General features: G+C 54.6%; 10 protein-coding genes and 1 pseudogene. 7 read left to right on the forward strand and 4 right to left on the reverse strand.

Annotation, left to right across the window (positions count from 1 at the left end):
- Positions 1-170: 170 nt before the first annotated feature.
- A complete protein-coding gene (locus ACR0L3_RS10140; protein ID WP_480745596.1) occupies positions 171-695 on the reverse strand; it encodes a CBS domain-containing protein in 525 nt (174 codons plus the stop codon).
- 125 nt (positions 696-820) lie between these two features.
- Between ACR0L3_RS10140 and ACR0L3_RS10145 the strand changes: the two genes are divergently transcribed.
- The 7 genes and pseudogenes from ACR0L3_RS10145 to ACR0L3_RS10175 all read left to right on the forward strand — a co-directional run bounded on the left by ACR0L3_RS10145 (position 821) and on the right by ACR0L3_RS10175 (position 8,187).
- Positions 821-1,006 carry a hypothetical protein gene (locus ACR0L3_RS10145; protein ID WP_480745597.1) on the forward strand — a complete coding sequence of 62 codons (186 nt, stop codon included), beginning with the start codon at positions 821-823 and terminating at the stop codon, positions 1,004-1,006.
- A 64-nt stretch (positions 1,007-1,070) separates the two neighbouring features.
- Entirely contained in the window at positions 1,071-2,096 is a 1,026-nt protein-coding gene (locus ACR0L3_RS10150; protein WP_480745598.1) for an FAD:protein FMN transferase, read from the forward strand.
- 14 nt (positions 2,097-2,110) lie between these two features.
- Positions 2,111-2,353: a (Na+)-NQR maturation NqrM gene (nqrM, locus tag ACR0L3_RS10155; RefSeq protein WP_480745599.1), complete on the forward strand. Its 243-nt coding sequence runs from the start codon at positions 2,111-2,113 to the stop codon at positions 2,351-2,353.
- 64 nt (positions 2,354-2,417) lie between these two features.
- Positions 2,418-4,073, forward strand: a pseudogene (locus ACR0L3_RS10160) (sulfatase-like hydrolase/transferase); the annotation flags it as partial.
- A gap of 122 nt (positions 4,074-4,195) precedes the next feature.
- Complete coding sequence (gpmI, locus tag ACR0L3_RS10165; RefSeq protein WP_480745600.1) at positions 4,196-5,713, forward strand: 2,3-bisphosphoglycerate-independent phosphoglycerate mutase; 1,518 nt, start codon at positions 4,196-4,198, stop codon at positions 5,711-5,713.
- A complete protein-coding gene (locus tag ACR0L3_RS10170; RefSeq protein ID WP_480745601.1) occupies positions 5,710-6,840 on the forward strand; it encodes a murein hydrolase activator EnvC family protein in 1,131 nt (376 codons plus the stop codon). The genes gpmI and ACR0L3_RS10170 overlap by 4 nt, the downstream gene beginning before the upstream one ends.
- Before the next feature lie 6 nt (positions 6,841-6,846).
- Complete coding sequence (locus ACR0L3_RS10175; RefSeq protein ID WP_480745602.1) at positions 6,847-8,187, forward strand: S41 family peptidase; 1,341 nt, start codon at positions 6,847-6,849, stop codon at positions 8,185-8,187.
- A 46-nt stretch (positions 8,188-8,233) separates the two neighbouring features.
- On the opposite strand, the gene ACR0L3_RS10180 is transcribed toward ACR0L3_RS10175, so the two are convergent.
- The 3 genes from ACR0L3_RS10180 to ACR0L3_RS10190 all read right to left on the reverse strand — a co-directional run bounded on the left by ACR0L3_RS10180 (position 8,234) and on the right by ACR0L3_RS10190 (position 10,971).
- Positions 8,234-9,760, reverse strand: a complete 1,527-nt coding sequence (locus ACR0L3_RS10180; RefSeq protein ID WP_480745603.1) for an MFS transporter — start codon at positions 9,758-9,760, stop codon at positions 8,234-8,236.
- A 79-nt stretch (positions 9,761-9,839) separates the two neighbouring features.
- On the reverse strand, positions 9,840-10,199 hold the full coding sequence (locus ACR0L3_RS10185; protein WP_480745604.1) for a hypothetical protein: 360 nt from the start codon (positions 10,197-10,199) through the stop codon (positions 9,840-9,842).
- Positions 10,200-10,209: 10 nt separating this feature from the next.
- Positions 10,210-10,971, reverse strand: coding sequence for a DUF6478 family protein (locus tag ACR0L3_RS10190; RefSeq protein WP_480745605.1), 762 nt, complete (start codon positions 10,969-10,971; stop codon positions 10,210-10,212).
- Positions 10,972-11,103: the final 132 nt, after the last annotated feature.

The following is an 11,103-nucleotide window of genomic DNA, read 5'->3' on the forward strand; positions in this document are numbered from 1 at the left end:
AAGCCACGTTCCCACTTTGAAAGTAGGTGTTTTTTCCGATGGAAACCAATTGGTCTTGCGGTGCCCGTTGCCAGAACCCGTATCATTCATCCCTCGACCTTGAAGTAATCTGTGATGCATCAGGGATACTGTCATCAAGTCAAGGTCAAGGGGATTCTCGACGAAATCGATCAGCCGACGATCATCTGTTTCATGCGCAGCGCTTCGTACTCCAGCTCTTTCAGACGGAAATGCACTACATCGCCGATGGTGATCACCCCGCACAAATTACCGTCGCGCAGGACGGGCATATGGCGGAACCGACCTTCGGTCATGGTCTTCAGAACATCGTTCAGCAGATCATCTGGCGAGCAAGTCTTGACCTCTCGCGTCATCAGGTCCTCGACCGCTTGCGGCAAGGTTTGGCCGGGTGTATCGGCCATACGACGTACAATGTCACGCTCGGATAGAATACCCTGCAAGCTGCCATTCTGGTCGGTCACGAGGACTGCACCGATCCGCTTTTCCTTGAGCGCATTGACCACCGCATGAATCGTTTCATTCGGGCGCACTGAAAACACCGCATCCCCTTTTCCCTCGAGCAGTTTGGCGACGGTAGTCTGCGAATGCGACAGATTTGACTCTGCCGACTGGCTGTAGGTTGACTTGTCAGCCTTATCACCGCGCGTCGGGGACTGGTAAGAGGTTGGGGCCATGGGCAATCTCCTTCATGGTTATTGCAAAGTCTTTCCCTTTTACCTTAGCGCAGCTAAATGACCTGTATAGGGTGCAATTGCGCTGATCGGCAAAATTCACCGGCCACTAACGGAACCTTAAGCCTTTGACCGATCTGTATCTTACACCGCCTGTCGCTGCCTTGATTTTCTTTGTGGTGGTTGTTTGCGGACATAATTTTCGTATGGCGTGGAAGCAGCAACCGGATGGTTGGCAGAAACGCGCGTGGCTTTTTGGAGTGCCCGCCGCCATCGGTCTATTGGTGCTAGGCTTTACGCCGCTCAAGCTGTGATGTCGGTTTGACTCTGGCCGAGGTGGCTGGCATATGCCGGGCACTGAATTTCCAGGAGACACCAATGCGTCTTGCGCCTGTACTGGCTTTCTCTGTGCTTCTATCTGGCTGTTTGTTCGACAAGGAGCCAGAAGTGGTTCGCCTGTCCGGCGAGACGATGGGAACAACGTTCAACATTACTGCCATTGGTGAGGATCTGGACGAAAACGCCTTGGCCGCTTCGGTTGAATCGACTTTGTCCGAAGTTAACGCCAAAATGTCGAACTGGGACCCAAATTCTGAGGTTTCAAACTTTTCAGCGGCACCCAGCACCGACCCGATCGCTGTGTCCTCAGAATTTGCGTCGGTTATGGCCGCCGCAAATGAGGTTCACGAAAAGACCGGTGGTATGTTTGACGTGACCCTTGGGCCGTTGATCGAGTTGTGGGGCTTTGGTCCGCGCACGCCGGAAGATCCGGTACCTTCGGATGCTGAGATTCGGGCCGCCCTGGACGGTGTAGGACAGAACAGGTTGTTGGCATTGGACGCCGAGGCCGGAACCCTGACCAAATCTGACCCTAGCGTCGGGATCAACCTGTCCGCGATTGCAAAGGGATACGGAATTGATGCGGTGGCCCAAACCTTGCGCGATGCCGGCGTTGAGGACTATTTGGTTGAAATCGGCGGAGACCTTGTCACCAAGGGCAAAAACGACATGGGCGACGCATGGCGCATCGGTATTGAAAAGCCGCAAGCGGGCGCGCAAACACCACAATTGATCATTTCGGTGAGCGATTTGGGTATGGCCAGTTCGGGTGATTACAAAAATTTCTTCGAACTGGACGGGGTGCGCTATTCGCATATCATTGACCCCACAACTGGTCGCCCGATTACCCATCGTACAACCTCTGTGACTGTTTTGGCCGAAAATGCGATGATGGCGGATGCTTGGGCCACGGCAATGCTGGCTCTGGGTCAAGAAAAAGGCCTGGAATTGGCCGAAAAATATAACCTCGCCGTTTATTTCATCTCGCGGGATGTGACAGGTGGCGAAGATGCCTATATCACGGTACATAGCGCGGCATTCAACAACGCCTTGAGCTCCAACTAACGGGTAAACTTGAGATGAGCACTTTTATTCTGGCCTTTATGATGCTGTTGATCATCGTGGTTGGCATGTCCCTTGGCGTCATGCTGATGGGCAAGAAAATCAAAGGCAGTTGTGGTGGTCTCAACGCAATCTCGGGAGCCGACAAATGCGTTGTCTGCCACAAGGATGTTGATCCCAACAGCCCCTTGCGTGACCAGTTGCAATGCAAACGCGCCAAGAAGATGCTGGATCAGATGGAGCGACAGGCACAGGCGTGATTTATACTTCGTTGTGAGCCGTGAATTGGCTAGTTAGGTGTCTGACCAGAGAGAGGGCACCGCGTTGGCCAAAGCCAAAAACATCCTGTTCATCATGTTTGACCAGCTTCGCTGGGATTTTCTGAGTTGTTACGGGCACCCGCATCTGCACACTCCGAACATTGATCGACTTGCCGCCCGTGGCGTGCGCTTCAACCGCGCCTACATTCAATCGCCGATTTGTGGCAGCTCGCGCATGTCCACCTACACCGGGCGTTATGTGCATTCTCATGGCGCGTCGTGGAACGGCATCCCGTTGAAGGTGGGCGAGATGACGATGGGCGACCATCTGCGCAAGGCGGGGATGGATTGTTGGCTGGTTGGCAAGACCCATATGCGCGCAGATGCCGAAGGTATGGCGCGACTCGGACTAGAGCCTGACAGCGTTATCGGTGCTCGCGTGGCCGAGTGCGGGTTCGATGTTTTCGAGCGCGACGACGGAATGCTGCCAGAGGGTCCTGATGGGTTTTATGACCCTGACGGCGCGAAGTCGTACAACAAATACCTTGCTGACAAAGGGTATGACAGCGACAACCCCTGGCACGACTTTGCCAATTCTGGCTTGGATGCAGATGGCAATGTTCTGTCGGGGTGGTTCCTAAAAAATTCGACCGAGGCGGCAAATATAGCTGAAGAAGATAGCGAAACCCCGTACCTAACCGGCCGCGGTATTGAATTCATGGAGAAAAACGAAGGTCCGTGGTGCTGCCATTTAAGCTTCATTAAGCCGCATTGGCCCTACATTGTGCCAGAACCCTACGCCTCGATGTATGGGCCCGAGCATGTACTGCCTGTGGTTCGATCTGATTCAGAACGTCAGAATGCGCACCCGGTTTTGCGGGCATTTATGAACACTAAAATCGGTCGAACATTCTCGCGCCAAGATGCGCGAGAGGCAGTGATCCCGGCCTATATGGGGCTGATAAAGCAGGCTGATGACCAGATGGGTCGCCTATTCGACTGGATGGAAAACACCGGTCGAATGGAAGACACGCTGATTGTCTTGACCTCGGACCATGGCGATTTTTTGGGTGATCACTGGATGGGTGAAAAGACGTTCTTTCACGACGCCTCTACCAAAGTGCCCCTCATAATCTACGACCCCTCGCCTGAGGCTGATGCCACCCGTGGTACGGTCAGCGACGCACTGGTCGAGTCCATCGACCTGGCACCAACCTTTGTCGAAGTGGCCGGGGGTGAAATCGCCTCGCACATCCTTGAGGGACATTCCCTGCTTCCGCACCTGCATGGGCAGCAGGACGAAACGCCCCGCGACGTGGTGATCTGCGAATACGATTATTCTGCTTCGCCAATTGCCGACATTCTGAACGCCTCGGTTCGGGACGCGGTGATGTTCATGGTTGCAAACAAGAAATGGAAGTTGATCCATTGCGAAGGCGGCTACCGACCTATTCTGTTTGATCTTGAAAATGACCCGAACGAACTGACCGACTTGGGTGACAGTGCTGAACATGCGGACGTCATTGCTGAGATGTATGAGCACCTTTTCGCTTGGACCCGGCGGCAGTCGCAACGCACAACCCGGTCTGAGCAGCAACTGATCGAAATGCGAACAAAAAGTCGGGGCAGGGGGGTTGTTGTAGGTGTTTATGATGAAAACGATGCACCACTGGATTTGACCGTTAAATATAGGGGGCGCAGGGCCCGCCCTTTTGCTGAATATCTCGACAAGAACAAAACGCCCCGGCATTAATTCTAACCCGCTCAGGTGAAAAGGCGGTTCACCCGCCGACGGTCAGACGATAAAAGACAGGCCAAGAGCAGAAACCCGGAGAGCCTCAAATGACCGCGCCCAAACCCGTTGTCCTGTGCATTCTTGATGGTTGGGGCCTGTCCGAGGACACCAATGCCAACGCGCCTTATTTGGCCAACACGCCAACATTTGATGCAATCATGGCAAATTGCCCGCATGCGACCCTGATCACGCATGGTCCAGATGTAGGTCTTCCTAGTGGTCAGATGGGTAACTCGGAAGTCGGCCATACCAATATCGGTGCGGGCCGTGTGGTGGCGATGGATCTAGGGCAGATTGATCTGGCAATCGAAGATGGATCGTTCTTCAGCAACGAAGCCCTGCAAGACTTCATTGCCAAGGTCAAAAGCTCGTGTGGCACCGCCCATCTGATGGGTCTGGTTTCAGATGGTGGAGTACACGGACACCTGAACCACATTGTCGCCGCCGCCAAAGCTGTTACAGATGCGGGTGTTCCTGTTGCGCTGCATGCCGTTACAGACGGGCGCGACGTGGCGCCTAAATCAGCATTTAGCTACATAGCCGAACTCGAAGACCGACTGCCCGACAACGCGCATGTCGTTACGGTCAGCGGACGTTATTTTGCGATGGACCGCGACAATCGCTGGGAACGTGTCAGCGAGGCCTACGAAGCCATGATCAAGGGAGAGGGCAGGGCCGCACCCACAGCCCACGGCGCGGTTGACCATGCCTACAACCAGTCGGAAACCGATGAATTCATAGAACCAACAGTTCTGAGCGACTATGACGGCGTTAAGGATGGCGATGGGTTCTTTTGTCTGAATTTCCGCGCTGACCGCGCTCGTGAAATCTTGCGCGCGATTGGCGAGCCTGATTTCGATGACTTTGACACCGGTCAGCGCCCGAAACTGGCGGCCCTGCTGGGTATGGTCGAATATTCGGACGGTCATAATGCCTACATGACGACCGTGTTTCCCAAGCGGGACATCGTGAACACACTGGGCGAATGGGTTGCGAAACAGGGCCTGCGTCAGTTTCGTCTGGCCGAGACCGAGAAATACCCACATGTGACGTTTTTCCTAAACGGTGGCAAAGAAGCCCCTGAAAAGGGCGAGGATCGTTTCATGCCAAAATCGCCTAAAGTGGCGACATATGACCTGCAGCCCGAGATGTCCTCGGTCGAATTGACTGAAAAATTCGTCGAGGCGATCGAAGCCGGGTACGATTTGATAGTCACCAACTATGCCAACCCGGATATGGTTGGTCATACGGGCGATCTAAAGGCGGCAATCAAGGCGTGTGAAGCTGTGGATCACGGGTTAGCTCAGGTCATCGCCGCGCTTGAAAAAGCAGGTGGCGCGATGATCGTGACAGCGGACCACGGCAATTGCGAGATGATGATCGATCCCGAAACCGGTGGGCCGCATACCGCGCATACTGTCAACCCAGTACCCGTAGCGCTGGTGGGAGGTCCGGAAGGCGCCAAGCTGCGCAACGGGCGTTTGTCCGATTTGGCACCAACGCTACTGCAACTGATGGGCTTGCAGCAGCCGCCCGAAATGACCGGTCAGAGCCTGTTGTCATGACCCTGCGTGCGCTTCTGTTGGCGGTTTTGTTTGTGACGCCTGTCCACGCTCAGACTGATCCGTCAACAGCAGCCCTAAATGCAGTGCGCATGCTCGAAGACGCGTCAATCGCCCTGACTGAAGCCGAAAGTGCCCGCGACCGGGTTCGAGCGTTGACGGAAACCATACTAGCCTATGAGGCAGGTCTGACAGCAATGCGTGACGGACTGCGCCGCGCCGCGACACGCGAGGCGCAGCTGACTGCGGAACTGCGCTCGCGTGAAAAAGAAATCGCGCAGTTGCTTGGCGTTTTGCAAACCATCGAAACGACTGCTCCTCCGGTATTGATTCTCCACCCTTCGGGTGCTTTGGGCTCGGCCCGCGCAGGGATGATGCTGTCCGAGGTCACGCCTGGTCTGAACGCTCGCGCGCAGGCGCTGGCACATGATCTACACGAAGTTCGGACTTTGCGACAGCTGCAGCAAAGTGCCTCTGAAACGCTGACCGAAGGTTTGACTGGCGTCCAAACTGCCAGGACCGAGTTAAGTACTGCCATCGCCGACCGCACAGACCTGCCCCTGCGCTTTGTCGAAGACCCAATTCGCACTGCAATCCTGATCTCGTCAACAGAAACGCTGGAAGGATTTGCCAGCGGCCTATCAGAGATATCGGAAGGGGAAATTGCCCAGACCACTGCCGATATTTCCGACCGGAAAGGCGAAATCGCTTTGCCAGCGCAGGGCCTCTTGCTGCACCGTGCCGGGGAGACGGACGCGGCAGGTGTAAAACGCCCCGGAGTGATATTGGGCACCCGGCCCCGTGCAATTGTAACATCTCCGACGGCAGCCACGATACGCTATCGTGGACCGCTATTGGATTTAGGGAATCTGGTGATCCTAGAGCCCCAGCCAGGACTTTTGTTCGTGTTTTCGGGTCTTCAGGAGGTTTATGGCGAGACCGGGCAGGTCATCCCCGAAGGCACTCCGGTAGGTTTGATGCCGGGTGAAACGCCAGAAATCGGCGCTATTTTGTCAACAAGCGGTGATGGCACTGGAACTGACCGGTCAGAAACGCTCTATATAGAGGTAAGACAGGATAACAGCCCCGTGGACCCGGAATCGTGGTTTCGGACCAGCAAGGATGGATGAAAACGTATGAAGAAATTTGTGATGGCCGGTTTGGCCGGAACCGTGGCAGGTGTACTCGTAACCACTCAGATTGCTGGCCCACTGCTGGCGCAGGAGGCCGAGAGCAAAGCCAGCGTGTATGAACAGCTGGATCTGTTCGGTGACATATTTGAACGCATCCGTGCGCAATATGTAGAAGAGGTCGAGTCCGAAGAATTGATCGAAGCAGCAATCGACGGCATGCTGACCTCGCTGGACCCGCATTCCAGTTACCTGTCGCCGGACGACGCGGAACAGATGCGCGTACAGACCCGAGGTGAATTTGGTGGATTGGGCATTGAAGTCACTCAGGAAGACGGTTTTGTGAAAGTCGTGTCTCCGATCGACGAAACCCCTGCGGACGAAGCAGGGATTGAGGCCGGTGACTTTATCACGCATGTCGATGGTGAAAGCATACTTGGTCTGACACTGGACAAGGCGGTTGATCTGATGCGCGGCCCGGTTGGGTCGGAAATTGTTATCACCATTGTGCGCGAGGGTGAAACAGACCCATTCGACGTCACGATCATCCGCGATACCATCAAACTGACAGCTGTTCGTGCGCGCACCGAAGGCACCAGTGTTGTACTGCGTGTGACCACTTTCAACGATCAAACTTTTCCAAACTTGCAGGAAGGGCTGAATGAACAGATCGAAGAAGCTGGCGGTATTGAAAAGGTCAACGGATTTGTTCTGGATTTGCGTAACAACCCCGGCGGTCTGCTGACGCAAGCGATCAAAGTCTCGGACGCGTTTTTGAACGAAGGTGAAATCGTTTCTACCCGCGGCCGCGACCCGAGCGAAGGTGAACGCTTCAACGCCACACCTGGCGATCTGGCCGAAGGGAAACCGATTGTGGTTTTGATCAACGGCGGATCGGCCTCGGCCTCCGAGATCGTTGCCGGTGCCCTGCAGGACCACCGCCGCGCCATCGTGGTTGGAACCAAGAGCTTTGGTAAAGGTTCTGTGCAGACTGTAATGCCGCTGCGGGGCGACGGCGCTATGCGTCTGACCACGTCGCGTTATTACACGCCATCGGGCCGTTCGATCCAGGCGCTTGGCGTCAGCCCAGACATTATCGTTGAACAACCGCGCCCGACGCCTGAAACGGAAGAAGAGGATTCGAACCGTCCTGCTCGGTCCGAAGCCGACCTGCGTGGCAGTTTGAACAATGACAGCCTCAGCGAAGACGAAATCCGTCAGATCGAGGAAGACCGTGATCGTGCTGAAGCCACCGCCGAATTGCGGGAAGAGGATTACCAGCTGGCCTATGCCATAGACATCCTCAAAGGTCTGTCGGCCTTTAACCCCAACGGGCCATCACAGTAACAGAAAAGGGCCGCCGACTAAGGCGGCCCTGTTTCTTTGAGATGACTCAGCTTTCAACTTTGTGCAGTTTTTCCTCATTCAGCATTATCGCCAATATGATCCCGACTGAAACCGACAAGGTTGCGAAAATGAAAGCCATGTTCATTCCTGTATCAAAAGCTGTGGCGATGGCGGTTTTGACCTTTTCGGCCTCGGGTGAACTTAATTTCTCCATTACGGCCTTGGCAGAAGGTGTAGATAGCGTACCGCCGTTGATAGCCCGCTGATCCGCTTTTGACATATCGATACCTGCGGCTGACAAGTGCTCACCCAGGCTTTGAAGGCTGGTAAGGTACATGATCGCAGTGGCGCAGGCCACCGAGATGGCGCCATACACCAAGTGGACCATAAAACTGAGCCCTCCAACCAGCCCAGCCCTCTCGGGCTTTACGGCGCATACGGCAGCAGTGCCTGCGGGGCCGACCGTCAGTGTTGCACCCAGCCCAAGCATGGCCATACCAGGCAGGATCTGCAGATATCCCAAGTTATCGGGCATCAGGATGACACTGGCTGCCCCGGCAGTTCCGAGAAAATAGCCCGTCAGCAAAAGCCGTTTTGGCCCAAAGTCATTGTACAACGTTCCGGACACGATGGAGCCAACGGCGAGCAGTATCGTAAGTGGAGCAAGCCCAAGTGCCGAAGCAAAAGTCGACCAACCTAAAACCTTTTGCATGTATTGCGGGAAATATAATAACCCGACAAAGACCCCCGAAACGGTGAACATATTCAGGCCCAGTGTGATCAGAAACTCGCGGTTCTGCATCATCTGTGGCAATAACAACGGCTCTTTCACCCGCTTTTCCACTTTGGGAAAGAAAAAGAACAAAACTGCGCTGACGAAAAACAGCATCAGCAATGGGACCGATGTCCAACCCCAATCCGCGCCGACATCCAGCCCGTAAAGCAGCAGAAGCACGGCAAAGGACAGGATGCCCATTCCTGCAAAGTCGATATGTTCGCCCTGTTTGTGCTGAGTTTCACGTTTCATGAGTACGATGGCAGTGATCATAGAAACGATCGAGAACACGACATTCGCCAGGAAAAACAGACGCCAATCGCCGAAATTGACTGCGGCACCACTGATCATTGGACCAAAAACATTGCCAGTCGTCACGCCAGCCAGAATTAGCCCCATGACGAGCGCCCGGTGCTCGGGCTTTGATACTTTCGTCGCTCCGAAGGCCAACGTGCAGGGCCAGACGCAACCGGCACCGATACCTTGCAGGGCGCGAGCTACGATCAAAAAGTCGAGGCTGGGCGAGACAAAGCACATGATGGATGAAAACAGAAAGATAGACAGCCCAATGATCATCATCTTGCGATGCCCGAACATATCTCCCATCCGACCGCCGGCGACCATCGTCATTGCGAAGAAGAGAGCATAAATGTTCAGAACCCATTGGCTTCCGGTTATGTCAGCGTCAAAGCTGTTTTCAATTGCCGGAACCAAGATCAATGCGCCGGTGAAATCGATACCGATCCCAAACGCCGTCACCATCAAGGCGATCACTTTTACAATACTACTGCGGTCCATAGGCAGGCCCAGGTTGATATGGGTTGCTCAAGGATGCACGGAATTCTGATGAAAAGATAGAGACTTGCCCTGTGGCGGCTCACTCACCCGCGTTTTGCGCTCGCCTAAAGGCTCGTTTCAGCATGTCCAGCTCTGCTCGAAGCAATTCCACCTCGGCGCGTAAGTCATCTGCCGCAGCGGCGCCTGCGATAACAGTGAAATCCCCAATCCGCTCTGCTGTGACAGCGTCAGCAATCACAAAGCTATGTACTCCGTCAGACAAGGCAGCAATTGGAACAGGGACACTAAGCGTCCACCCTTCTTCAGCCTGCGCGATACTTGCGTCTTCTAGAACCTCGCCCAGATAGCGCACTTCTACAGTTGGTTCGGTTTTGGCCTGCAGATGCCCCTGCCAAAGACCGTTTTCAAACCGAATTGGCGTCAATGTCGGATGCGTCATTCCAGAACTCTCACAAATCAGCGCGGTGGTGGCGGCAGAGGGTCAGATCGCGCAGTGTGACGCGATTCATTCGGGGGTCTTCAAAGATCAGGTCCAGCCAAATTTTTTCAATGCGGACCTCGTTCAAATCCAAATGCGCAAGATCGAAATCAATCGAACAGGATTGGGCCGAAAGATCCAGCTTGCGTAGAACCTGCTCGGTATTCGGCCCGTGTTGGATGTTTATCCGCCCGATGACCTCAAGTGGCTGTTCAGATTCAATCTGTGTGTCCACACGCATCAAATGCTGTTTCGTAAGACCCTGCGCTGCCTCGGGTGGCAATTCCACGGACAAAGACAAAAATGATCCCGCAAATCCGAACACCTCAATTTTCAGACCGTAAGGAGCTAGATCCCTGTCGCGGGTGTTCCGTGTTTGCCGCATCCCAATCTCGGCGAGATAGCAGTCGTGGAAAAGTGTTAACTGCCGGTCGATCTGGGCCTTTCGCGGTGCCGAAGCCAACCCCGGTCGCAGTAAAGGCCCACGCCAAAGGTCAGGGCGCCAGCTCCAGTCGGTGCTCAGGGGTTTGGGGAATTGGGTCGAACCGACCCTAGGATGGGTCAGACGGCTATCGGCTTCGTGGATCAGCATTTCCAGATGGGATCGTAGTTTGCGTGCCTCATCGCGTTGCTGACGCAACCGAGGCTCGGGCGTATGAGCCGCGCTGCGCAACGCTTTTCGCCAGCGTTCAACAACCCGGCGGTGAATAAAACGATCCAGTAGTCTGCCCATGGCCCTATCGTTCAAGAGTAAGCCCTTCTTTAGTCAAAGACGGGGTCAAGGTTAAAGGTGAATTAGTAGATTGTGAGGTTAAAACTTTCGAGGTTGAGAAGACGAAAAGATATGGGAATGGTCGCTGCAACC

It is taken from the genome of Ruegeria sp. CK1, from assembly GCF_056536545.1.

Excerpts from the sequence above, each read along its gene's own strand:
- ACR0L3_RS10140 (WP_480745596.1), bottom strand. The coding sequence starts at position 695 with ATGGCCCCAACCTCTTACCAGTCCCCGACGCGCGGTGATAAGGCTGAC.
- ACR0L3_RS10150 (WP_480745598.1), top strand. The coding sequence starts at position 1,071 with ATGCGTCTTGCGCCTGTACTGGCTTTCTCTGTGCTTCTATCTGGCTGT.
- nqrM (WP_480745599.1), top strand. The coding sequence starts at position 2,111 with ATGAGCACTTTTATTCTGGCCTTTATGATGCTGTTGATCATCGTGGTT.
- gpmI (WP_480745600.1), top strand. The coding sequence starts at position 4,196 with ATGACCGCGCCCAAACCCGTTGTCCTGTGCATTCTTGATGGTTGGGGC.
- ACR0L3_RS10170 (WP_480745601.1), top strand. The coding sequence starts at position 5,710 with ATGACCCTGCGTGCGCTTCTGTTGGCGGTTTTGTTTGTGACGCCTGTC.
- ACR0L3_RS10175 (WP_480745602.1), top strand. The coding sequence starts at position 6,847 with ATGAAGAAATTTGTGATGGCCGGTTTGGCCGGAACCGTGGCAGGTGTA.
- ACR0L3_RS10180 (WP_480745603.1), bottom strand. The coding sequence starts at position 9,760 with ATGGACCGCAGTAGTATTGTAAAAGTGATCGCCTTGATGGTGACGGCG.
- ACR0L3_RS10185 (WP_480745604.1), bottom strand. The coding sequence starts at position 10,199 with ATGACGCATCCGACATTGACGCCAATTCGGTTTGAAAACGGTCTTTGG.
- ACR0L3_RS10190 (WP_480745605.1), bottom strand. The coding sequence starts at position 10,971 with ATGGGCAGACTACTGGATCGTTTTATTCACCGCCGGGTTGTTGAACGC.